At 74.7% G+C, this 23,276-nt stretch carries 16 protein-coding genes and 1 pseudogene; 13 read left to right on the forward strand and 4 right to left on the reverse strand.

The features are described from left to right. Positions 1–28 precede the first annotated feature (28 nt). From J2S46_RS27355 to J2S46_RS27365, 3 genes are all read left to right on the forward strand, one after another. Positions 29–715 carry a TetR/AcrR family transcriptional regulator gene (locus tag J2S46_RS27355; RefSeq protein ID WP_191291943.1) on the forward strand — a complete coding sequence of 229 codons (687 nt, stop codon included), beginning with the start codon at positions 29–31 and terminating at the stop codon, positions 713–715. 189 nt (positions 716–904) lie between these two features. Beyond that, positions 905–1,588, forward strand: coding sequence for a ribonuclease HII (gene rnhB, locus J2S46_RS27360; RefSeq protein WP_191291942.1), 684 nt, complete (start codon positions 905–907; stop codon positions 1,586–1,588). A gap of 336 nt (positions 1,589–1,924) precedes the next feature. Next, the gene (locus J2S46_RS27365; RefSeq protein ID WP_307351452.1) at positions 1,925–2,392 is read left to right on the forward strand and encodes a hypothetical protein; all 468 of its coding nucleotides are present in this window, start codon (positions 1,925–1,927) and stop codon (positions 2,390–2,392) included. A gap of 126 nt (positions 2,393–2,518) precedes the next feature. Here the strand turns inward: J2S46_RS27365 and J2S46_RS27370 are convergent, their stop codons facing one another. Beyond that, positions 2,519–3,166: a hypothetical protein gene (locus J2S46_RS27370; protein WP_191291940.1), complete on the reverse strand. Its 648-nt coding sequence runs from the start codon at positions 3,164–3,166 to the stop codon at positions 2,519–2,521. A gap of 428 nt (positions 3,167–3,594) precedes the next feature. Beyond that, positions 3,595–5,719, reverse strand: a pseudogene (locus J2S46_RS27375) (RecQ family ATP-dependent DNA helicase). On the opposite strand from J2S46_RS27375, the gene J2S46_RS27380 reads away from it, so the two are divergent. Both J2S46_RS27380 and J2S46_RS27385 read left to right on the forward strand, forming a co-directional pair. Continuing rightward, positions 5,604–5,906 (forward strand): hypothetical protein, encoded by a 303-nt coding sequence (locus J2S46_RS27380; protein ID WP_307352937.1) that lies wholly within the window; start codon positions 5,604–5,606, stop codon positions 5,904–5,906. The pseudogene J2S46_RS27375 and the gene J2S46_RS27380 overlap by 116 nt on opposite strands. A gap of 234 nt (positions 5,907–6,140) precedes the next feature. Further along, positions 6,141–7,544, forward strand: a complete 1,404-nt coding sequence (locus tag J2S46_RS27385; protein ID WP_191291939.1) for a DUF4192 domain-containing protein — start codon at positions 6,141–6,143, stop codon at positions 7,542–7,544. Between the two features lie 187 nt (positions 7,545–7,731). Here J2S46_RS27385 and J2S46_RS27390 read toward each other — a convergent pair whose 3' ends face one another. After that, positions 7,732–9,045: an alpha/beta fold hydrolase gene (locus J2S46_RS27390; RefSeq protein WP_191291938.1), complete on the reverse strand. Its 1,314-nt coding sequence runs from the start codon at positions 9,043–9,045 to the stop codon at positions 7,732–7,734. A gap of 768 nt (positions 9,046–9,813) precedes the next feature. Here J2S46_RS27390 and J2S46_RS27395 point away from each other — a divergent pair. The 7 genes from J2S46_RS27395 (at position 9,814) to J2S46_RS27425 (ending at position 19,966) form a co-directional block, all read left to right on the forward strand. After that, entirely contained in the window at positions 9,814–11,916 is a 2,103-nt protein-coding gene (locus J2S46_RS27395) for an amylo-alpha-1,6-glucosidase (protein ID WP_307351457.1), read from the forward strand. 172 nt (positions 11,917–12,088) lie between these two features. After that, positions 12,089–12,832 (forward strand): NUDIX hydrolase, encoded by a 744-nt coding sequence (locus J2S46_RS27400; RefSeq protein ID WP_191291937.1) that lies wholly within the window; start codon positions 12,089–12,091, stop codon positions 12,830–12,832. 342 nt (positions 12,833–13,174) lie between these two features. Continuing rightward, on the forward strand, positions 13,175–14,800 hold the full coding sequence (locus J2S46_RS27405) for a DUF8746 domain-containing protein (RefSeq protein ID WP_191291936.1): 1,626 nt from the start codon (positions 13,175–13,177) through the stop codon (positions 14,798–14,800). Next, positions 14,797–15,612 carry a hypothetical protein gene (locus tag J2S46_RS27410; RefSeq protein ID WP_191291935.1) on the forward strand — a complete coding sequence of 272 codons (816 nt, stop codon included), beginning with the start codon at positions 14,797–14,799 and terminating at the stop codon, positions 15,610–15,612. The genes J2S46_RS27405 and J2S46_RS27410 overlap by 4 nt, the downstream gene beginning before the upstream one ends. 145 nt (positions 15,613–15,757) lie before the next feature. Next, the gene (locus tag J2S46_RS27415) at positions 15,758–16,690 is read left to right on the forward strand and encodes a FadR/GntR family transcriptional regulator (protein ID WP_307351461.1); all 933 of its coding nucleotides are present in this window, start codon (positions 15,758–15,760) and stop codon (positions 16,688–16,690) included. 520 nt (positions 16,691–17,210) lie between these two features. Next, a complete protein-coding gene (locus tag J2S46_RS27420; RefSeq protein WP_191291933.1) occupies positions 17,211–18,824 on the forward strand; it encodes an RNA polymerase sigma factor in 1,614 nt (537 codons plus the stop codon). A 227-nt stretch (positions 18,825–19,051) separates the two neighbouring features. Then, a complete protein-coding gene (locus tag J2S46_RS27425; protein WP_229913003.1) occupies positions 19,052–19,966 on the forward strand; it encodes a S1 family peptidase in 915 nt (304 codons plus the stop codon). 282 nt (positions 19,967–20,248) lie between these two features. On the opposite strand, the gene J2S46_RS27430 is transcribed toward J2S46_RS27425, so the two are convergent. Next, complete coding sequence (locus J2S46_RS27430) at positions 20,249–20,482, reverse strand: DUF7455 domain-containing protein (protein ID WP_073924858.1); 234 nt, start codon at positions 20,480–20,482, stop codon at positions 20,249–20,251. Positions 20,483–21,106: 624 nt separating this feature from the next. Between J2S46_RS27430 and J2S46_RS27435 the strand changes: the two genes are divergently transcribed. Then, positions 21,107–23,218, forward strand: coding sequence for a DNA gyrase/topoisomerase IV subunit B (locus J2S46_RS27435; protein WP_191291932.1), 2,112 nt, complete (start codon positions 21,107–21,109; stop codon positions 23,216–23,218). Positions 23,219–23,276 lie beyond the last annotated feature (58 nt).

The raw sequence follows: 23,276 nt of genomic DNA on the forward strand, positions 1-23,276 counted from the left end.
ACGCAACCGTTCTCTAAGGTTGGTGGCGATGGATCAGGTGAAGCGACTGCAGAACAAGGCCGGCCCGTCGGCCGTGCCGCTCTCGTCCGGTTGCGCGCTGGTCGCCGGCGTCGCGGTCGGCGTCGCGGAGGCGCTCGCCAGGCCGGCCCGCCGACGCGGTGCGGCACTGGAGCGGGCGATCTTCGAAGCCACCCTCGACCAGCTCACCTCCGGCGGGTACGCGCGACTGACGATGGAGGGCGTCGCCGGCGCGGCACGCACCGGGAAGGCGGCGCTCTACCGGCGATGGACGTCCAAGGTCGACCTCGTCCTCGACGCCCTGCGCTCCACTCTCCCACCCCCTGACGACATCCCCGACCTCGGGTCCGCCCGAAGCGAATTGCTGCTGCTCATCGACCGGTTCGGGACGGCTCTGGAGTCCCGCGTGGGCGGGGCGATGAACGCGCTGATGAACGAGCTGGACCACGACCAGGCCCAGGTCTTCAAGGAGTTCGTGGTCGAGCGGGTCTTCGACCCGACCAAGGCGGCCACCCTCGCGATCCTGCGCCGCGGCGAACTGCGCGGTGACGTCCGGCCCGGCGCGGCCAACCCGCTGGTCGCCGACGTCGCCCCCGCGATGCTGATGTACCGGGTGAAGGTCTGCGACGGTCGGCTCGGCGAGGGCTTCGGCGTCGAGCTGGTGGACGAGGTGCTGCTGCCCATGGTCCGACGGTAGGGGGCCCGGGCCCGCCGCTTCCACCCGTTTTCCGGGCCGCCGGCCCGTCGCCCGGCCGGGTGTTCGCACCGCCCGGGTCCGCCCGGCCGGCGGCCGGGCGGACCGGACCGGGGAGCGGGCCCCGGGCGGACCGGTCCGCCCGGCGCGCGCCGTAGGCTGGAGGGACTCCTCGTCGAAACGGATGCCCCGATGCCTGTCGTTCCCCCGACCCACTCCGTCGAGCGCTCGCTGCGCCGGGCCGGCGCCCAGGTGGTCGTCGGCCTCGACGAGGTCGGGCGAGGTTCCTGGGCGGGCCCGGTCACGGTCGGCGCGGCGGTCACCGGACTGCGCAAGCCGCCGGAGGGGCTCACCGACTCCAAGCTGCTCACCGAACGCCGCCGGGACGCCCTCGCCCCGCTGCTCGCGGACTGGGTGACCGCCTACGCCCTCGGCCACGCCTCGGCCGGGGAATGCGACGAACTCGGCATGACGGCCGCCCTGCGACTGGCGGCCCTCCGGGCGCTGGAGGCCCTGCCGGTGCGCCCCGACGCGGTGATCCTCGACGGGAAGCACGACTACCTCGGCGGGCCCTGGCAGGTGCGGACGGTGATCAAGGGCGACCAGTCCTGCATCTGCGTCTCGGCCGCCTCGGTGCTCGCCAAGGTCCACCGGGACGCCCTGATGGCCGAGATCGGCGAGAGCCACCCCGAGTACGGCTTCGCGGACAACGCCGGGTACCCGTCGCCGGTGCACCGGGCCGCGCTGGAGGAACTCGGTCCGACCGAGCACCACCGGCTCTCCTGGTCCTACCTGGACGCGCTGCCCATGTGGCGCCACCTGAAGCGTGAACGGACCCCGGCCGGCGCGGACGAGCAGCTCACGCTGGGCTTCTGACGGCCCCTGCGCCCCGCGCGCCGGCCCCGGCCCCGCCCGGGCGCCCCTCGTCCCGTGGGCGTCCGGTGTTCAAGGGGTGGGGCGCCCGTGCGCGTTCGAGCGGCATTTGATAGATATCCGGGTATGCCTGTCTTCCCCGAGGAGCCGGAGATTCACGAGAGCATCCCGGGCCCCGGCGTTCCCTTCCCCCGCGAGTCGGACGCACAAGCCCCCCGTACGCCTGCCACCGGCAGCGCGTCCCCTGCCGTCAACCCCGCCAACTCCCGGACCGCGGCCGCCGTGCCCGCCGTGCCGGGGCCCCGACCCGGTCCGCCGCGACCGGCACCGCCCCGGGCCGTGAAGCCCGGACCGCCGGCCCGTCCCGGCCGCGGTCCCAAGCCCGGGCCGGCCGCCCGCCGCCCCGCACCCGCCGTCCAGTACGTCGCCGCCCCCGCGGGCGACGCCCTGGAGCGTGCCGACGACACCGTGGACCAGCTGCTGGAGTCCGGCCGCCGGCCGGGGGACGTGCTGGTCCTGACCGTGGGCGAACCGCACCCGTGGCAGCAGCACGAACTCTCCTTCGGCGAGGCCCGGTACTGGGCGCAGCTCACCGAGGGCGGCGACGTGTTCTACGCCGACGCGGGCCTGACCCGGCCGGCCGGCCGTGAGGTCGTGGTGCTGGTCGTCAACGACGCCTCGGCCGACCGCGCCGGGGCCGCCTTCCAGCAGGCGCTCGGCCGCGCAGGCAGCCTGCTGGTGGTGTGCGGCGAGGCCGGGCCGGTGGGCGCCCCGGGCGCTCCGGAGAGCCGCCCGGCGCTGGCCTGACCGTCCCACCGCCGGGCGCCCCGCCCGGTGTCCACGGCTGCCGCCGGCCCGGCGGCAGCCGCCCGACCGTCGGCGGGCCCTCCCCGGCCCGGCGGGGCCCGCCACGCCCGTTGAGGTCCCCGGACCTCAGCGGGCGGCCGTGCGTCTGGCCGGTCCGACGGCCGGCACCTTGGGCTGCCCCCAGGAGCGTTCGGCCGCCCGTTCCTCACGGGCGGAGCGGGGCGGCAGCTCGGTGACGGTGTGCACCGGGCCGTCCGCCCAGGAGCCCGAGTGCGGACTGCGTCCGCCCCGGCCGTCGCCGAGGGTCTGCCACCCCGACGGCGTCAGCGCGATGTACGAGCCGCAGCGCAGGCCGTGCAGGGCCGCCGCGTCGCGCAGCGCCCACATCCAGGCCCCGTCCTGTTCCGTCCATCCGGGCATGCCGTCCCGGCAGCGCAGCAGCACGGCGGTCCTGGTCGGGGCGGCCCGCCGGAGGTCGTGCGGGATCACCTGGCGCAGCTGGGCGAGCAGCGCGTTGCGGTGCTGCCAGCCGTCGCTGACGTGGGGCCGGGGCGTGAAGGAGGCGGACGCGGTGACGTGGTGCAGGGCGTCCAGCACGCTGATCACCACGGTGCCGGGCTGGGGCAGGTGGCGCTGGTGCAGCTCGGTCACGAACTCGCGCGGATCGCGCAGCAGCGGCACTCCGACCGCGGCCCAGCTCTCCAGATCCAGACTGCGTCTGCCGTCCGCACTCCGGGTGAAGGGATTCCGACCTCGGTCGATACCGTTGATCACGATCCTCCTTCCCTGCCCCGGCGGGTGTGCGGGGGTGCGCGCGTACGCCGAAGGCCGGTCCGTCGGACCAGGCTTTTGGGTACGCTCCAATTCTCTCGGTAAAGGGGCCGGAGCGGCAACGATGAAATGACGAACGCCGCCCGAAAGCCGACGTTCTGCCGGATATATTCCACCGGGGCGGTAGGGCCATTCGGCTGAGTCCGGCGCCGTTGCCGGACGGCGGCGGGAGAGCCGCCGTCGGGCCCCGGCCGCCGCTGCCGCGGGAGCATCGCCACTGCCGCCCCCGGCGACCCGCGCGCCCCACCGGCCTCCCGCGCTCCGGCCCGCCGGTTGCCCCGTGACGTCGCCCGGGCGTGCCGCCGGTGACCCTTTCGGGTCTCCCGGGCCGGGGCCCGCCGGCCTGCGGACCCCGACGCCGGCGGCCGCCGTCAGCCCTGGACGGCCAGCACCAGCGGCAGGACGGCGCTCGCTCCGGCCCGGCGCAGCAGCCGGGCCGCCACGGTGACCGTCCAGCCCGAGTCGACCAGGTCGTCGATCAGCAGCACCGGGCCGGCGGCCTCGGCGAGCGCCTCCGCCAGCCCGGGTGACAGCACCAGCGCCCCGGCCAGCGAGTGCAGCCGCTGCGCGCTGTTGCTCCGCCCGCCCTGCGGCGCGTGGCCTGCGGCGTACTCGATCCGGCCGAGCAGCGGCAGCCGGCCGATCGAGGCGATCTGCGCGCCGAGGCTCCCGACGAGCTGCGGCCGGCGGGACGAGGCCATGGTGACCACACCGACCGGCCGGTCGAGCCGGGCGCCTTCGGACGTGGCGGGGCCGGCCCAGCCGCCGGGGCCGCGGGCCCAGTCGGCGAGCACGGAGACCAAGGCGTTGACCGCGTCGTCCGGCACCGGCGAGTCCGGGGCCTGGTCGTTCAGCATCGCGCGCAGCCGGTTGCCCCAGCCGATGTCCGACAGCCGGCCGAGCGCGCGGCCGGTCTCGGCCTGCTCGCCGGCCGGGATCCGGCCCTTGAGCGGCACCCCGAGCGCGTCCATCCCCGTCGGCCAGAGCCGGCGCGGCTCGAAGGTCACCCCCGGGCGGCCGAGCGCCGCCCGGGCGGCGTCCAGGGCCCCGGCGGAGACGTCGGCGCTGTGCCGGGGCCCCGCGCAGTTGTCGCAGCGGCCGCAGGGCACGGCCAGCTCGTCGTCCAGCTGCCGGCGCAGGAACTCCATCCGGCAGGCGGACGTCGAGGCGTACTCGCGCATCGCCCGCTGCTCGGCCTCGCGGGAGGCCGCGACCTTGGCGTACCGGGCCGTGTCGTAGGCCCAGGCCTGGCCGGTGGCCGTCCAGCCGCCCTTGACCCGGCGGACGGCGCCGTCCACGTCCAGCACCTTGAGCATGGTCTCCAGCCGGGCCCGGCGCAGGTCGACCCGGGGCTCCAGGGCGGCGGTGGACAGCGGCCGCCCGGCCTCGGCCAGGGCGTCGATGGTGCGGCGGACCTGCTCCTCCGGCGGGAAGGCCAGCGAGGCGAAGTACCGCCAGATCGCCTCGTCCTCGCGCCCGGGGAGCAGCAGCACCTCCGCCCGGTCCACGCCACGGCCGGCGCGCCCTACCTGCTGGTAGTACGCGATCGGGGAGCCGGGCGACCCCAGGTGCACCACGAAACCGAGGTCGGGCTTGTCGAAGCCCATGCCCAGCGCCGAGGTCGCGACCAGCGCCTTGACCCGGTTGGCCAGCAGGTCCGCCTCGGCGCTGCGGCGTTCGGCGTCCTCCGTCCGCCCCGAGTAGGAGGCCACCGCGAAGCCGCGCTCGCGCAGGAAGGCGGTCACCTCGTCGGCGGCGGCCACCGTGAGGGTGTAGACGATGCCGGAGCCGGGCAGCCGGTCCAGGTGGTCGGCCAGCCAGGCGAGGCGGTGCGCGGGGTCGGGCAGGGACAGCACCCCGAGCGAGAGGCTCTCCCCGGTCGAGCGGGCCGCGCAGGACCAGCGCCAGTTCGTCCGAGGTGCCGGTGCCCAGCTGCTCCGCGACGTCGGCGGTGACCCGGGCGTTGGCCGTCGCGGTGGTGGCCAGCACCGGGACACCGGGCGAGAGGTCGGCCAGCATGGTGCGCAGCCGGCGGTAGTCGGGGCGGAAGTCGTGCCCCCAGTCGGAGATGCAGTGCGCCTCGTCGACCACCAGCAGGCCGGTGGAGGCGGCCAGCTTCGGCAGCACCTGGTCACGGAAGTCGGGGTTGTTCAGCCGCTCGGGGCTGACCAGCAGGATGTCCACCGCCCCGGCCGCCACCTCGGCCTGGATCTCGTCCCACTCCTCGGTGTTGGCCGAGTTGATGGTGCGGGCCTTGATGCCGGCCCGGGCGGCCGAGTCCACCTGGTTGCGCATCAGGGCCAGCAGTGGCGAGACGATCACGGTGGGGCCCGCGCCGCGGCCGCGCAGCAGCGCGGTGGCGATGAAGTAGACGGCGGACTTGCCCCAGCCGGTGCGCTGGACGACCAGGGCCCGCCGGTGGTCGACCACCAGCGCCTCGATCGCCAGCCACTGGTCCTCGCGCAGCGTCGCGGCCGGCCCGGCCAGCTCGCGCAGGACCTGCTCGGCCCGGCCCCTGACCTCGGCCCGCTCGGCCGCCGTGGCGCCGGACCGCGCCAGGGCCGGCCCGCCGGGTGCGGGGGCGCCGGTGGCGGCGGCGCCGTCGGGGGCTCCCGGGGTGTCGGCGGTGCCGGGGAGGGCGGCGGAGGTGTCGGCCTGCGGGCTGGAGTGGGTCTCGGGCTGATCCATGCGTCCATGTAACAGTGCGGGGCCGACAAACCACGAACGGCCCGGGTCGCAGGCCGTCCCGGGTTTCACCGCACGGGTCGTCCGGATCGCCTGACCTGGTGTCAAATCCCGCTCGTGCGAGTGATTTTCATGTGCTCCGGACGGGTGACAAGATATCCACAGGCGGGGTTTATCCACAGGCAATGACGAATTCCGGGCGGCTGGTAATCCACCCGTCATTCTTCCGTCCATGAACGAAGAACACGGCACACCGCACCCGGACCCGATCCCCGGCCACCAGCCGGTGAGGATGCGCGGCCCCGCCGACATGGCCGAGCTGCTTCCCTATCTCCTCGGATTCTTCCCCGACGACAGCATCGTCGCCGTCGGCCTGCAGGGCGCGGACCTGCGCCAGGGCGGGGTGATCCGGCTCGACATCCCCGAAGCACCCGCGGACTGGCCGCGGGCCGCCGCCGAGACGGCCGCCCTCCTCGTCCGGCTCTCCGAACGGCGCGACCAACGGCCCGAGCAGGTGCTGCTCTACCTGTGCCGCGATCCCGAGGAGGGGGACACCCGGCCCGTCCTCGGCACGCTCGGACCGCTGGCGGAGGCCCTGCGGACGGCCTTCGAGGCGAAGGGCGTGGGCGTCAAGGAGTCGCTGTGCGTCTCCGGCGGCCGCTGGTGGTCCTTCCTCTGCCGACGGGCGGGCTGTTGCGAGCCCTCGGGCAATCCCGTCCAGCAGGACCGGGGGCCGGGCCCGGTGGTCGCCGCGGCGACCTTCGCCGGCCTCGCCCCGCGCGGCAGCCGCAAGGCGATCGTGGCCGGCCTGGCGCCGATGGGCGAGCCCGGCGCGGGGCCCCAGCGGCTGGCGATCGAACAGGCGCTGCGGCGGTCGGCCGCCGGCGGCGGGGCGGCCCGAGAGCGGGCGGGCCGGCTCCTCGACGAGGTGATGGCGGAGTTCCTGGCGGGCGCGCGGGAGATCGACGAGCGGCGGACGGCCCTGCTGCTGGTCGGGCTCCAGGACAAGACCCTGCGCGACCGGGCCGCCGAGTACGCCGAACCCGCGGAGCTCGGGGCGGCCCAACGGCTGTGGCGGTTCCTGGCCGGACGCTGCGTGATCCCCTTCGACGGCTACGCCGCGGCTCCGCTGACCCTGCTGGCCTGGACGTCCTGGCTGGCTGACGACCTCGCGACCGCCCGGGTGGTGCTGGGTCTGGTGCTCCGGCTCGACCCGGACTACCTGCTGGCCCAGCTGCTCCACGAGTCCTTGAACGGCGGCCTCGCCCCGGAGCAGCTCCTGGAGGGCGTGCGGGCCGAACGGGCCAGGAGGGCCGCCACCGCGCCGAGCCCGTCGACCGGGGCGGCCTCCGGCGCGGGGGAGCGGGGCCCGCGACCGGGGCGCTGGTCGCTGCCGACGCCGCCCCCGGGGCCGGAGGCACCGCACGACGACGAGGAGGCCCCGACCGGGCCGGACCAGGGACGGGGCCCCGGGCCTGCATCGGGCGCGTCGGCGCGGACCGGTCGGCCGGAGCCCGTGGGGCGCCGACTGCCGGGCCGGGCCAGGGCGGCGGTCCGCCGGCGGCGCAGGGCCGCCGAGGTCCCGCCCGGTCCCGGGCACCGGTGCCGGGCCCGTGGCACGGCGGCGAGGTCGTGACATGAGCCGGGTCGGGGCGGGCTCCCGGGCGGCGCGGACGAGGCGGTCGGCAGGTACCGACCGTGGGTCGCGTACGGGCCCGTGGCCCGCCCGCCGGCGGCCGCGGTCGGTGCAGCGGCCGCCGGCCGGCTCCGGGCCGGCTCCGGGGCTCGCCGGCACCCGGAGCCGGGCCCGGTGGGCCGGGCGGTCAGAGCTCGCCGCGCGCCATCCCGATCAGGCGGTCCAGCACCTTGCCGCCGCTCACCCGCAGGCCGTCGTGCTCCCACTCGTTGGTGATCCAGGGCTGCAGGCCGCGGACCGCACGCGCGGTCGCCAGGGAGTCGGCGGTGTCCACGTACATGTCGTCGTGGTAGACGGCGGCGGCCACCGGGACTGCGTTGGCGGCCAGCCGTTCGAGGCTGTACAGGTCGGGCCAGTCGGTGCGCTCGGCGAGCAGCCGGGCCGTCTCCGCGAGCGGGCGCAGAGCCGGGTCGGTCTCGAACATCCAGGGGTAGATCATCTCGCCGGTGAAGAGCACCGGCTCCTCGGCGGCCAGGGCTGCCCGGGCGTCGAAGCCGGGGAACTCCTTGCGGACCCGCTCGGCCGCCCAGGCCGTCCCCGCCGGGTCCACCGAGCGCTGGCCGTAGATCGACTCGTGCAGCACCGCGTAGAGCGGGTTCTGCGCGAAGGAGAGCTTGGCCTGCGCCTCGGCCAGGAAGGTGTCCGAGAGCTCCGGCCCCGCCGGTCCCTCGACCCAGGCCTCCTCCAGCAGGTAGTGCAGGACGTGCGAGCCCGTTCCCGAGCCGAGCATCATGCCCAGGGCCTGGAAGGCCTCGACGGTGAGCAGCCCGCCGTCCGGCAGGGTGGCGGGGGCGTCGGCCAGGTGGGCGGCGATCCGCCGGACGGCCTCGACGTCCCCCGGATAGCGGGCGTAGTGCGCCTCGTTCTTCCCGCGTACCCGGGGGTAGGCCGAGCGGTACACGTCGTCGGCGGAACTGCGCAGGCCGGCCAGGCCGCCGGTGATGAAGACCTCGCGCAGGCCCTCCGGGGCGAGCGAGAGGTAGGTGAGGGCGCAGAAGCCGCCGAAGCTCTGCCCGAGCAGGCTCCAGCGCCGGTCCTCGCCCAGCAGCAGACGGCGGATCAGCTCGGCGTCCCGGACGATCGCGTCGGCCCGGAAGGACGCCAGGTAGTCGGCCTGCGCCTGCGGCCCGCCACGGCGGGCCAGGGTCTGCCGGGTGGCCGGCGTGGAGCGGCCGGTCCCGCGCTGGTCCAGCAGCAGCACCCGGAAGTCGTCGAGGGCCCGGACCAGCCAGCCGTCACGGCCGAGCGGGCGCCCGGCCTTGCCGCCGGGGCCGCCCTGGAGGAAGAGCAGCCAGGGCAGGTCGTCGTCCTCACGGCCGGCCGCGACCACCTCCCGGGCGTACACGTCGATCCGCTCGCCCTGGGGCACGGCGTGGTCGAGCGGCAGGTGGAAGACGTGGTCGGTCGTGACGATCCCGGGCAGCCGGCTGGCGGTGGACATACAACTCCTCGGTATGTGCTGGTCACAGCTGTCATGGCCACCGCCCATGGTGTTGCCGGTGCGGAGGCCACGACCCCCGCACCGTATCCTGGCGGCGGCCGGGCACCGGTTCCGCGGCCGCACCACATCGGCTCCGGGCAGCCGGAGCAGGGCCGGGGCCGGCTGGTCCCGTCCGTCCCGCGGACGCGTGGCCCCATCCGACGGGCCACGGTTCCGCGACCGGACAGCACCACCGGAGCGCACCGCACGACCACCGCGGCGCACCGATGGCGTGACCTGTTGAGGGTCCACGGCGTTCATCCTGGGGAATGTCGGCACCGGGGCGGGGTACGGCCGGTCCGACGAGGCAACACCGGGCAGCAGGGGCGGGCAGCGGGAAACGTCCGGACACGGCCGGGAGACTCGACGGCGAGTCACCGGCCCGACCGGGGCGGACCGACGGCCCCGGCCGGCCCGGCCCGGCAAATCGGTTCGGCAAGGCAGCACAGGGCGGCGAGGCGGGAGCGCCGCCAGGTACCGGCCGCCCGCACCACGGAGCAGTCCGGCACAGCGAGGTGCCGGCACGGAGCAGAGCCGGCCCACCGCGGCGCCGGAGCACGGACCGGCAACCGCCGGTGCCACCCAGCAGTGCCATCCAGCAGCCCGACAGAAGCAGTCCGGCCGCCCGGCGGAGCACCAGCCCGCCGGCGCCGGAGCACCAGTTCGCGATCGATCACGCTCGCGGCCGCCCGGTCACAGCCGGCGGACCGCCGAGGGGAGGAGAGTCCGGTGACCGCCACGAGGCCACCCCAGGCCGCGCCGGCCGAGAGCGTGGTCGGCGCACCGAGACCCGCCGGCCGGCCCGACCACGCGCCCCGCCCGGCCCCGGGCCCGGCACGCCCCCAGCCACCCGCCGCCCATCACGCGGTGGTCTGCGTCAACGCACCCGCGATGGCGGCCTCCGGTCCGGACGGTCAGCTGCGCGGCCACGGCCTGCACGGCTTCTACCGTTCGGGCATCCGTGTGCTGGCCCGCCTGGAGCTGCGGCTCGGCGGCATCGAGCCGCTGCCGCTCCAGGGCACCCTCACGTCGGCCGCCGAGGCCCGCTTCCTCGGCGCGGTGCGCCTGCCCGGTGACCCGGACCCGGATCCGGCCCTGACCGTCGAGCGGCTGCGGCACGCCGACGGGGTGGAGACGGTCACGGTCCGCAACACCGGCAGCCGGCCGGCCCGGCTCCCGCTGGAGCTGGCGATGGGCACCGACCTGGGCCCGATGACCGAGATCGCCGCCGGCCTGCGCTCACCCGACCTCCCCAGCCAGGTGCAGTCCGCCGGGCTCCGCTGGGCCGGCCAGACGCACAGCGCGACCGTGACGGCCAAGCCCTCGCCGCACGCCGTCCTGGCCGGGGCCGGTGTCCTGCGGTGGGACCTGGAGGTCCAGCCGGGAGCCAGGTGGTCCGTCGAGCTCCGCACCGAGCTGGAGATCTCCGGTCCGGGCCCGCGGCCGCCGGGCGGCCGGGGGACAGGCGTTCCGCTGCCGTGGGCCGAGGCCGAGGTGCGCTGCGACGACCCCCGCGCCGAGCAGCTCGTCCCGCGGTCCCTGGACGCCCTGAGCCGCTTGCTGCTGGCCGACCCCGACCGCCCCACCGACCTGTACGCCGCCTCCGGCGCGCCCTGGCGGTTCGGCCTCGCCCCCGCCGACGCCCTCTGGGCCGCCCGGCTGACCCTGCCGCTCGGCACCCGTCTCGCGGCCGGCACGCTCCGGGCGCTGGCCCGCCGCCAGCAGCCCGCCGGCGGGCCCGGCCAGCGCCCCGAGGGGCTGCTGCCCGGCGCCCTGCGGCACGCCGGGCCCGAACTCCCGCCCTCCTGCACGGCGACCGAGGCCACCCTGCTGTTCGTCACGGTGCTGGCCGAGGCCTGGCGCTGGGGCCTGCCCCGGCAGGAGGTGGCCGAGCTGCTCCCGGCGGTCGAGCGGGCGCTCGGCACGCTGCGGGCCGGTCTCGTCGACGGCTTCGTCACGGACCTCAGCCGCCCGGTGGAGGACCGCTCGGCGAACCCGCCGGCGGCCCGGAGCGAGGTGCAGGCCCAGGCCGTGCGGGCCGCCCTGCACGGGGCGGACCTGCTGGAGGCCTTCGGCCGCCCGGGCGCCGAGGAGTGGCGCGACTGGGCGGCGGCCCTGCGGTCGCGGTTCCGCGAGAGGTTCTGGATCGACGACCTCTCCGGCGGCCGCCCCGCCGCGGCACTGGCGGTCGGCGGCCGTCCGTTGCCGGCGGTGGCGTCCTCCCTGGTGCACCTGCTGGACCTCGGGCTCTCCTCGGACGGCGGCCGGCACGAGGGTCTGCTCGACCGCGAGCAGACCCGGATGGTGGCGCAGCGCCTCGCCGCGCCGGAGCTGGACTGCGGCTGGGGCCTGCGCACCCTCAGCGCCAAGTCGCCGCGCTTCAATCCGCTGGGCCACCGGAGCGGCGCGGTGCGGGTCCATGAGACGGCCCTGGCCATCGGGGGCATGGCCGAGGCCGGCTTCGAACGGGAGGCCGGCGCACTGCTCGAAGGCCTGCTCGGCGCGTCCGCCTTCCTGGAGGGCAGGCTCCCGGAGATGTACGCGGGGGAGCAGCGGATCGCCGGCTGCCCGCCGGTACCGCATCCGGCGGCCTGCCGCCCGGCGGCCGTCTCGGCGGCCGGGGCGGTCCACGCGGTGCTCACCCTGGCCGGCGTCCGCCCCGACGTCCCGGCCGGCCGGGTGCTGGTCAGGCCGGCCAGTACGGCGCCCCTGGGTGAACTGCAGCTCACCGGACTTCGGGTCGCGGGGGAGCCGTTCTCGGTGCGGGTGAGCCGGATCGGCGTCGCGGTCGTGGAGGAGGCGTCGGCCGATCTTCAGCTCGGCGCCCGCTGAGCCCCCGGGGCGAGCCCGGGGCGGGTGAGCGGTCGGGCCGGCACGTCCCGCGGCCGGGGGCTCGCCCCCGGCCGTCCCGGCCCGCGCCCCCGCCGCCCGGACACCGCGGTCGTCGACGTCACGGCCGCGAGGGCCTGTGCTTATCGTCAGAGAGACGACTATGATCGTCGCCATGTCGCGTTATGACCCGTCGGCCTTCCCCCCGTTCGCTGTCACGGTCGACCTGGTGGTGCTGACGGTGCGGGACCACGCGCTCTGTGCCCTGCTGGTGCGACGGGGCGAGCCGCCCTTCCAGGGGTACTGGGCGCTGCCCGGTGGCTTCGTGCGCCTCGACGAAGGCCTCGCCGAGGCCGCCTCGCGGGAGCTGGCCGAGGAGACCGGACTGCGGGCCCACTCCGCCCCCGAGCACGGCTCGGTCGGGGCCCACCTGGAGCAGCTCGCGACGTACGGACACCCCCAGCGCGACCCCCGGATGCGGGTGGTCAGCGTCGCGTACCTGGTGCTCGCACCGGACCTGCCGACCCCTCGCCCGGGCGGGGACGCCAGCAGCGCGCGGTGGGCGCCGGTGGCGGAACTGCTCGGCGGCAACCCGGCCGACGGCGTTCCGCTGGCCTTCGACCACGGGCTGATCCTCGCTGACGGGGTCGAGCGAGCCCGGTCCAAGATCGAGTACTCCTCGCTGGCGACGGCCTTCTGCTCGACCGAGTTCACCGTCGGCGAGCTGCGCCGGGTCTACGAGGCCGTCTGGGGCGTCTCCCTGGACCCGCGCAACTTCCACCGCAAGGTCACCGGCACCCCGGGCTTCCTGCTGCCCTCCGGCGGCACGACGACCCGTCAGGGCGGCCGCCCCGCGCAGTTGTTCACCGCCGGCGGCGCCACCGACCTCAACCCGCCGATGCTGCGCCCGGAGTCCTGACCCGCAGTCCTGACCCGTCCTGACGCGCTCTCCTGACCCGGAGCCCTGACCCGGAGCCCGCTGCGCCCGCATCCCCTCTCGCGCCCGCGGCCCGAACTCCGCCTCCGGGCCCGCCCGTCCGCGGCCGGCGGCACCTGCCCCGATGGTGCGGTCCGGTGCGTCCGGGGGATGCCCGGGGTCGGATTTTCCCCTGATCGGGTGAGGTGTGCGGACTTGTGCCCGGCGCCGCTTCCGTAATGCCCGAAATCTCCACCTGTGGCACCTAGTGTGCTGGCGCGGGGGACGTCCGGGGAGGTCCGTGCCGTGGACCCGGCCGGCCGAGGGTAATGGGAGCAGCCAGCGATGATCCAGATCACCGGACTGACCAAGGTCTACCGCCGCGGCCGGCCACCGGCCCTGCTCGACCTCACCTTCGACGTCCGCCCGGGCCTGGTCACCGCGCTGCTCGGACCCGAGGAGTCCGGCAAGAGCACCGCACTGCGACTGATGCTCGACCTCGAACGCGGCCAGGGAGTCACCCTGTTCGGCGGCCGCACCTACCGAACCCTGCGTCGGCCGGAACGCGAGGTCGGGGTCGTCCTGCCGACGGTCGGGGCGATGGCCGGTCATCCGGGCCGGACCGCCCGGGGCCACCTGCGGATGCTTGCCGCCCTCGCGGGCGTGCCGACCGGGCGCGCCGACGAACTCCTGGAGCAGACCCGCCTCGCCACGGTCGCGGGCCACCGGCTGCGCGCCTTCTCGCCGGGCATGAACCGCCGGCTGATCCTCGCGGGAGCGCTCCTCGGGGCCCCGGGCACCCTGGTGCTCGACGCGCCGACCGAGGGTCTGTCACCCCGCAACATCGAGTGGTTCCACTCCTTCCTGCGCTCGTTCGCGGTCGCCGGCGGCACCGTCCTGGTGACCACCCGCACCCCGCAGGAGGCGGCCCAGCTGGCCGACCGGGTGGTCACCCTGGAGCAGGGCAGGCTGGTCGCGGACCAGCCGGTCGCCGACTTCCGCCGCACCCGGCTGCGCCCCGAGGTGTCCGTCCGGGGCCCGCAGATGGCCCGGCTCGCGGACCTGCTGCTCGGCCAGGGCGCTCTGGTCCGCCGGGACGGCGCGGTGGGTCTGGCGGTGTCCGGGATCGGCCGGACGGAGATCGGCGAACTCGCCTACCGGCACGGAATCCTGCTGCACGAGCTGGCCGAACGGGTGGTCGAGCAGCCGGCGCCGCGCGCCGTCCTGCCCGCGTCCTCGGGCCGATCGGGCCAGGTGCAGCTCCACAAGGCCCGCACCCCCTCCGACGGGCCGCGGACGCAGTCGGCCCCGACCGTCCCGGGCCCGCAGGCCGCCCCCCGTCCGCATGGCACCCCGGGCCCGCAGGCCGACCCGGGCCCACCGATGGCTCCGATCCCGCAGGCCGCACAACCTCCGCAGCTGTCACCGGTCCGCCAGCCCGCGCTGACCGCCCCCACCGGACCCACCGTGCCCGCCGCATCCAGCGAACCCGCCCCGCCGACTACGCAGTCGCAACTGCCGGAGGGGCCACTGCCGGTGGGGTCACTGATGCAGGCCCAGGCGCTCGCGCCGGTCCAGCCCCTGGTGTCCGCCCGGTCCCGCGCCTCCTCCCACGGCCCGCAGCCCACCCAGGCCCTGCCGGTGATGCAGGCCCCGCCGGGCTCCATCGCCTCGCCCCTCCCGCAGTCCCAGCCGTATCTGCAGTCCCCACAGCCCACACAGCCCCAGCAGCCCCCGTCCGCCCAGCAGGTCCCCCAGGGACGGCCGGCCCCCGAGCCCGGCTACGCCCTGCGTGCCGCAGCCGCCGGGGCCTCGGGCACGGGCATGGCCTCGGGCACCGGCCACGCCACCGCGGCCTCCACCGGGCCGGGCTCCGGCCCGAGCGCCCTCTCCACGGCCGGCGTCCATGCCCGGCCCAGCGACCCCGCCACCCCCGCGCCCCTCGCCGGGCCCGACCACCGGAGCGAGTGACCGTGCGCGTACTGGCCTATGAGGCACGCCGGCTGAGCGGCCTGCGCTCGACCTGGATCGTCCTCGCCACCGTCCTGCTCTGCGACGCCGCGGTGGCCGCCCTGCTGGCCCGCCAGGTGCCGCCCGGCGCCCTGGCCGTTGCCGCGGCCGTCCGGTCGGTGACCGCCGCCGTCCCGCTGCTGCCGCTCCCGATCGCCGCGATCGGCGCCGGTGTGCTGGGCGCCCTCTCGTACGGGCACGAGGTGCGCCATCCCGGGCTGGCCGCCTCCCAGGTCGGGTACCTGCGGCGGGTCCGGCTGCTGTTCGGCAAGGTGGTCGTGGTCGGCGCGCTGTCGGCGCTGCTGGCCGCGGTGACGGTGCTGGTCGACGCGGTGGTGACCCGGCTGGCGCTGGGGCCCGCCGTGGACGCCTCCCAGGTCTTCGCCCGGGGCGCCCTGTCGTCGGGCGGCAGGTTGCCGGTGGCGCTCGCGGTGTTCGCCGTCCTCGTGGTGGCGGCGGGCGGTGCCGGGGTGCTGACCGCCTCGCTCACCCGGAGCGCGTCGGCCGGGATCCTGCTGCTCTGCGCCCTGCCCGTGCTGCTGGAGGCGGGCCTGGCCCTGTTCCTGCGGCAGACCGGAACGGCCCGCGCGGACGCCGCGGACGAGGTGCTGCCCCTGCAGTACGGCTTCGACTGGGTGCGGGCAGGTTCCGGCCCGGCCGTCGGCGGCCCGCTCGATCTCGCCGATCCCGCCCTGCTCGCGGTGCTGGCCTCCCCGGCGGTGCTGCTGGTGCTGGTCTGCCTGGTGGCGCAGGTGCGGCGGCGCGCGCTCTGACGGGTGGGGCCCCGGTGGCCGCGGGGTCGACGGCGCTCGAACACCTGTGGATCATCGGCATGACGATCAGTCAACAGGTGACCGTAATGCGCGGTTCTTCCTGATAAGAAGTCAATTATCCAGTCACGGGCGATCACCCTTTCGTGTGCTTTTCACGAGAATTCTCAAGCTGGGCCCGCCGATCGCCGACAAAGGACCTGTGAGTACCCTTGCGCACCCCACCATGACCGCCGCCCGCCCCGCCGACGGCGCCGCCTCCGGCCCCGGTGAGCTGGACCGCTTCTCCTACGCCGACCGGCCGACCCCGCCCTCGCCCCGCTGGGAGGGCGTCGACTCCGACCTCGTCAGGGTCGGCCGCAAGACCACCAGCAGCCGTGGCCGAGGCCTGCACGGCCAGCTCGTCCAGCAGCTCGGCCAGATGATCGTCTCCGGCGACCTCGGCGCCGACCGCCCGCTCGTCCCCGAGGAGATCGGCCAGCGCTTCGAGGTCTCCCGCACCGTCGTGCGCGAGTCGCTCCGCGTGCTGGAGGCGAAGGGCCTGGTGAGCGCCCGCCCCAACGTGGGGACCAGGGTCCGCCCGGTCGCCGACTGGAACCTGCTCGACCCCGACATCATCGAGTGGCGAGCCTTCGGGCCGCAGCGCGACGAGCAGCGCCGCGAGCTGTTCGAGCTGCGCTGGGCGATCGAGCCGCTGGCGGCCCGGCTGGCCGCCGGCCACGGCCGGGAGGACGTCCAGCAGCGGCTGGTCGAGCTGACCGAGATCATGGCCCACGCGACCGCCCAGGCGGACCAGGTCACCTTCACCCGGGCCGATGCCGAGCTGCACGCGCTGATCCTGCAGATGGCCGGGAACCGGATGCTGGAGCACCTCTCCGGGATCGTCTCCTGCGCCCTGCAGGTCTCCGGCGGGCCGGCCACCTCCTGCGAGCGCCCGTCGGAGTCCTCGGTCAGCCTGCACATCCGCCTGGTGGACGCGCTCGGTACCGGCGACGGCACCGCCGGTGAGGCCGCGACCCGGGCCCTGCTCACCGTCCACCCCGAGATCGAGCCCTCCGTCCCCGCGCCGCGGGAGCACTGAGCGCGGTCCTGACGGCGACCCCGACGAACGACATCGACCCCGACGAACGACATGAAGGCGCGGGCCCCGGCCCGCCGACCGCCTCGTAGGAGCGGCCGGCGGGCCGTGTCCGCCACCTGGGCCGACCGCCCGGCACAGTGGTCCGGCCTGCCGCGGGCGGCCCCGGGAGGGCGCCCCGGAGCGATCCCGCCGGACGGGATCGAAAGAGAGGAACCGCAGGTGGGAGGCGGCCGGGACGGGCATCGGACCCCGGATCCCGGAGGGTGTGACCCGCGCCACCAACGGCATGCGTAACACTTGACTGGTGGCAGCGATGTGTACGGAGCGGAAGCAGCTCCGGAATACCACCACCATGTCAGAATGCTGTGTTGGTCTGCGGCGCTGCTGCCGTCCTGCAAACCCAGTCCTCAAGCCCGAGTCGGTCGGAATCGACGCCGCGTGCAGTCACGCGTGATCCTTCCCCGCCCGCTCGGGCGGCCCGGTACGGGTTCGAGTCCACTCATCGTCCGAGAGGTTGTTCGTGTCGGCCAGCACATCCCGTTCGCTCCCCCCCGAGATCGCCGAGTCCGCGGCTCTGCTGGCGCTCATCGAGCGGGGCAAGGCCCAGGGGCAGATCGCCGGTGACGACGTGCGTCAGGCTTTCGAGGCGGACCAGATCCCGGTCACCAAGTGGAAGAACGTCATGCGCAGCCTCAATCAGGTCCTGATTGAGGAAGGCGTGGACCTCATGGTCAGCGCGGCCGAGCCGGCCGCCGCCAAGCGCAAGAGTGTCGCGGCCAAGAGCACCACCAAGCGCACCGCGACCAAGGCGGTCACCACCCGGACCCCGTCCGCCCCCACCAAGCCCCCGGTGCGGATCGCGCCCGGCGCGCCCGTGGCCCCGCCCGTCCCGGTCGCCGTCGCGGCCCCGGCGGTGGACGGCCCGCTCGTGGCCGCTGCCGCCGCCGACGAGCCCAAGGCCGCCGTGGCGAAGAAGGCCGCCGCGCCCGCCAAGAAGGCCGTGGCGAAGAAGGCCGCCGCGCCCGCCAAGAAGACCGCCGCCAAGAAGACCGCCGCCAAGGGCGGCAAGGGCGACGAGGAACTGATCGGCGAGGAGGAGCTGGTCGAGGAGGCCGCGCCCGGCGCCAAGGGCGAGGAGGCCGAGCCCGAGGAGGAGTCGCAGGGCTTCGTGCTCTCCGACGACGACGAGGACGACGCGCCGGCCCAGCAGGTCGCCGTCGCCGGCGCCACCGCCGACCCGGTCAAGGACTACCTCAAGCAGATCGGCAAGGTCCCGCTGCTCAACGCCGAGCAGGAGGTCGAGCTCGCCAAGCGGATCGAGGCCGGCCTCTTCGCCGAGGACAAGCTGAGCGCCGCGGACAAGCTGGCCCCCAAGCTCAAGCGCGAGCTGGAGATCATCGCCGAGGACGGCCGCCGCGCCAAGAACCACCTGCTGGAGGCCAACCTCCGCCTGGTGGTCTCGCTGGCCAAGCGCTACACCGGCCGCGGCATGCTGTTCCTGGACCTGATCCAGGAGGGCAACCTCGGTCTGATCCGCGCGGTCGAGAAGTTCGACTACACCAAGGGCTACAAGTTCTCCACGTACGCCACCTGGTGGATCCGTCAGGCGATCACCCGCGCGATGGCCGACCAGGCCCGCACCATCCGCATCCCGGTGCACATGGTCGAGGTCATCAACAAGCTGGCCCGCGTCCAGCGCCAGATGCTCCAGGACCTGGGCCGCGAGCCCACCCCGGAGGAGCTGGCCAAGGAACTCGACATGACCCCCGAGAAGGTCATCGAGGTCCAGAAGTACGGTCGCGAGCCCATTTCGCTGCACACCCCGCTCGGCGAGGACGGCGACAGCGAGTTCGGTGACCTGATCGAGGACTCCGAGGCGGTCGTCCCGGCCGACGCGGTCTCGTTCACCCTGCTCCAGGAGCAGCTGCACTCGGTGCTGGACACCCTGTCCGAGCGCGAGGCCGGCGTGGTCTCGATGCGCTTCGGCCTCACCGACGGCCAGCCGAAGACGCTGGACGAGATCGGCAAGGTCTACGGGGTCACCCGTGAGCGGATCCGCCAGATCGAGTCCAAGACCATGTCCAAGCTGCGCCACCCGTCGCGCTCCCAGGTGCTGCGCGACTACCTGGACTAGCGAAGCCGGCCGGTGCGGGACCACCCCGGTCCCGCACCGGCCGCCGCCGAGAGGCCCGGAGCACTCCGCTCCGGGCCTCTCGCGCCCGTGCCGCGGTCGCTCGGCGTCAGGCCAGCGCCACGCACCGTCGCTCGTCCGGGTGTCTTGCGCCCGCGCGGCGGTGGCTCACCGTGCCCGGTCGACTACGCTGTGCCGGTTGCCTGCCACCGATTCAACCTGGAGACACGGTGCTGCCCAACCCGGACATGCGGGACGCCCAGCCGGACACCACCGCAGCGGAGGGCACGGTGTCGGACGAGCCGGTGGGTGCGCGCCCGCGCCGGCGCCGCCGGACGGCCCTGCTGGCTCTGCTGGTCGCCCTGCCGGCGCCGCTGGTCGCCGCGGGGCAGCCCGCCTCGGCCGAGCCGCACCGTCGGATCGTCGGCGGAACGGCCACCGTGACCGGGGAGCACCCCTGGGTGGTGGCGCTGTCCAGCCGGCAGCAGTTCGGGGCCGGCCGCTCGGGCCAGTTCTGCGGCGGAGCCCTGGTCACCCCCACCAAGGTGGTGACGGCCGCGCACTGCTTCTACGACGAGATCAAGGGCCGCCGGGTGGACCGCCCGGGGCTGCGGGTCCTGGTCGGCCGGGACGACCTGCGGGGCTCGGCGGGCCGGGAGGTGGAGGTCGAGAACATCTGGCTCCATCCCGACTACTCCTTCGTCGCCAACATGAACGACGTCGCGGTGCTCACGCTCGCCGCACCGCAGACCGACCGGCCGGTGATCGATCTGGTCGGCCAGGGCGAGACGGAGCCGTACGCCGTCGGCACCCGTGCCCAGGTCTACGGCTGGGGCGACACGGTCGGGGACGGTCACTACTCGTCCACGCTCCGTGGCGTGGAGGTCCCGATCGTGGCGGACGAGACCTGCGCCCACGCCTATCCGGGCGGCCCGGACGGGCACTTCGACGCCCGCGGCATGGTGTGCGCAGGTGAGGCCGAAGGGGGCCGGGACGCCTGCCAGGGCGACAGCGGCGGTCCGCTGGTGGTCGCCGGACGACTGGCGGGCCTGGTGTCCTGGGGCACAGGCTGCGCGGAGGCGGCCCATCCGGGCGTCTACACCAGGATCGGCGCGGTGGCCGACGCGGTGCGCGGCCGTCTGTGATCACCCGGTCGCTCCGGGTGGTCGCAGGCGAACGCCCGCGGGTGGCAAGGGGCGAGGGCCCGCCGGGGAAGGGCGGCGGGCGCCAGCCCCGCGGGGGACGCGCAGTGAGCGCCGCCCGACACAGCGTCAGAGCGTAGTCGCCGGATCACTCGCGGTCGCGGGATGGGGGAGCCGGCGAACGCGAAAGCCGGACGACCGGCCCCTGGCTGGGGCCTGTCGTCCGGCTCGTCCGACCGTGGGGTCGGTGCGGTCCGATGCGGGTTCGTCGGTGGAGCGCCGGGGTCAGCGCTCGTCGTCGGAAGCCGTGGCGGTTGCCGTGGTCGTGAGACGACCGCTCTCGTCCTGTATCTCGACGGCGATCTTCTTGAGCTCAGGCTCGAACTTCCGCCCGTGGTGGGCGCAGAAGAGCAGCTCTCCGCCGCTCGCGAGTACGACGCGCAGGTAAGCCTGGGCGCCGCAGCGGTCGCAGCGGTCTGCCGCGGTCAGCGGGCTCGCAGGTGTCAGAACAGTAGTCACGTCGCCTCTTCTCTAGCTCGACGAGCTGTCGTACCAGGGTCAACATCCAACCAGGCCGAAAACGTTCCCGCTCGTGGCTTTTCTTCTTTGAGGATTCTGCTTGTGTTGATGAGGACGTGCCCCGGGGGCCGGTGGTTCATGCGTACCGGTTCCCAGGATCCGCCCGCGGGTCGAACGCCCGATCGGACCGGGGGTCGAGGTCCGCGTAGCATAATCCTCTGCTGGGTTGGAGCATAAGCCCCGTCCCGGCCACCGGTAGCCTGCATCTCGGCAGTTCCAGAGCCTGCGCTCGTCCCCACGGTCCGCCAGGACCGCTGATACCGGGAGGAGATGGCACTCCGCTGCTCCGTTTCAACCGGAAGTCGTGTTCGCGCAGCGCGTACAGGCTGCGCGGGCCGGGCCCGGCGTGCAAGGGCCCCCGGCGGGGCGTGTGCGTACCGAGCGGAGGGGAGCGCACACGGAGTGGAACGGCTGTCGGTCCGGTGTGATGCACTGGCCGGGCCCGGATGTGACCGACGAGACAGAACTTCACCGAGGAGAGCGCCGCGTGAGCGAGCGGAGCGAGCGAACCAGCAACAGGTGTGCGTTGCGGCAGGTGCCTGCCGAGGGCATCGGGGCACGGGCATGAGCGCCGGGAAGAACGCCTCGGCCGCCCTGCTGTCCGGGGACGACGGGTCCAACTACACCGCTCGGCATCTGCTCGTCCTGGAGGGCCTGGAGGCGGTCCGCAAGCGCCCGGGCATGTACATCGGGTCGACGGACAGCCGTGGCCTCATGCACTGCCTGTGGGAGATCATCGACAACTCCGTCGACGAGGCCCTCGGCGGCCACTGCGACCGCATCGAGGTCGTCCTGCACGACGACTCCTCGGTGGAGGTCCGCGACAACGGCCGCGGCATCCCTGTCGACGTGGAGCCCAAGACCGGCCTGTCCGGCGTCGAGGTCGTGATGACCAAGCTGCACGCCGGCGGCAAGTTCGGCGGCGGCTCCTACGCGGCCTCCGGCGGCCTGCACGGCGTCGGCGCCTCGGTGGTCAACGCCCTGTCGGCCCGGCTGGACGTCGAGGTGGACCGCAGCGGCCACACCCACGCGATCAGCTTCCGCCGGGGCACCCCCGGCATCTTCACCGAGCTCAGCCCGGACGCGCCGTTCGAGCCCGCCAACGGCCTGACCAAGGCCCGCAAGGTCCCCAAGGGCCGCACCGGGACCAGGATCCGCTACTGGGCCGACCGGCAGATCTTCCTCCGGGAGGCGAAGCTGTCCCTCGAAGGCCTGCACAGCCGGGCCCGGCAGACCGCCTTCCTCGTCCCCGGTCTCACCATCGTGGTCCGTGACGAGCGCTTGACGGAGAGTGAGAAGGTCGAGGAGTCGACCTTCCGCTACGACGGCGGCATCAGCGAGTTCTGCGAGTTCCTCGCCCCCGACAAGCCGGTCTGCGACGTCCTGCGGCTGCACGGCGAGGGCACCTTCAAGGAGACCGTCCCCGTCCTGGACGACCTCGGCCACATGACCCCCACCGAGGTCACCCGCACGCTCGGGGTGGACATCGCGCTGCGCTGGGGCGCCGGCTACGACACCACCCTGCGCTCCTTCGTGAACATCATCGCGACCCCCAAGGGCGGCACCCACGTCACCGGCTTCGAGCGCTCGCTGGCCAAGACGGTCAACGAGGCGCTGCGTTCGTCGAAGCTGCTGCGGGTGGCGGAGGACGACGTCACCAAGGACGACGCCACCGAGGGCCTCACCGCGGTGGTGACGGTACGGCTGGCCGAGCCGCAGTTCGAGGGGCAGACCAAGGAGGTGCTCGGCACCTCGGCGGCCAACCGGATCGTCGCGGCGGTGGTGGCCAAGGAGCTGAAGAACTTCCTGACCTCCGCCAAGAAGGACGAGAAGCTCCAGGCCCGTGCCGTCCTGGAGAAGGTCGTCGCGGCGGCCCGCACCCGGGTCGCGGCCCGCCAGCACAAGGAGGCCCAGCGCCGCAAGACCGCGCTGGAGACCTCCTCGCTCCCCGCGAAGCTGGCCGACTGCCGCAGCGACGACGTCGAGCGCAGCGAACTCTTCATCGTCGAGGGCGACTCGGCCCTCGGCACCGCGAAGCTGGCCCGCAACTCCGAGTTCCAGGCCCTGCTGCCGATCCGCGGCAAGATCCTGAACGTCCAGAAGGCCTCGGTCTCGGACATGCTCAAGAACGCCGAGTGCGCCGCCATCATCCAGGTCATAGGAGCGGGCTCGGGGCGCACCTTCGAGATCGACCAGGCCCGTTACGGCCGGGTCATCTTCATGGCCGACGCCGATGTCGACGGTTCGCACATCCGCTGCCTGCTGCTGACGCTCTTCCAGCGCTACATGCGGCCGATGGTCGAGCAGGGCCGGGTCTTCGCGGCCGTCCCGCCGCTGCACCGGATCGAGCTCACCAACCCCAAGCGCGGGCAGGAGAAGTACCACTACACCTACTCCGACGCCGAACTGCGCAGCACTCTGCTGGAGTTCCAGCGCAAGGGGCAGCGTTGGAAGGACCCGGTCCAGCGCTACAAGGGCCTCGGTGAGATGGACGCCGACCAGCTGGCGGAGACCACCATGGACCCGCGCCACCGCACCCTGCGCCGGATCAACCTCGGCGACCTGGAGCAGGCGGAGCGGATCTTCGACCTGCTGATGGGCAACGACGTCGCCCCGCGCAAGGAGTTCATCGTGGACTCCGCGGCCACCCTGGACCGCTCCCGGATCGACGCCTGAGCCGGCGGGACCGGTCGCCGGCCCCGCCGGCCGGACCGTAGCGGCACCCGCACGGCGC

Origin of the sequence: Kitasatospora herbaricolor, assembly GCF_030813695.1 — a bacterium.
GTDB classification, from domain to species: Bacteria; Actinomycetota; Actinomycetes; order Streptomycetales; family Streptomycetaceae; genus Kitasatospora; species Kitasatospora herbaricolor.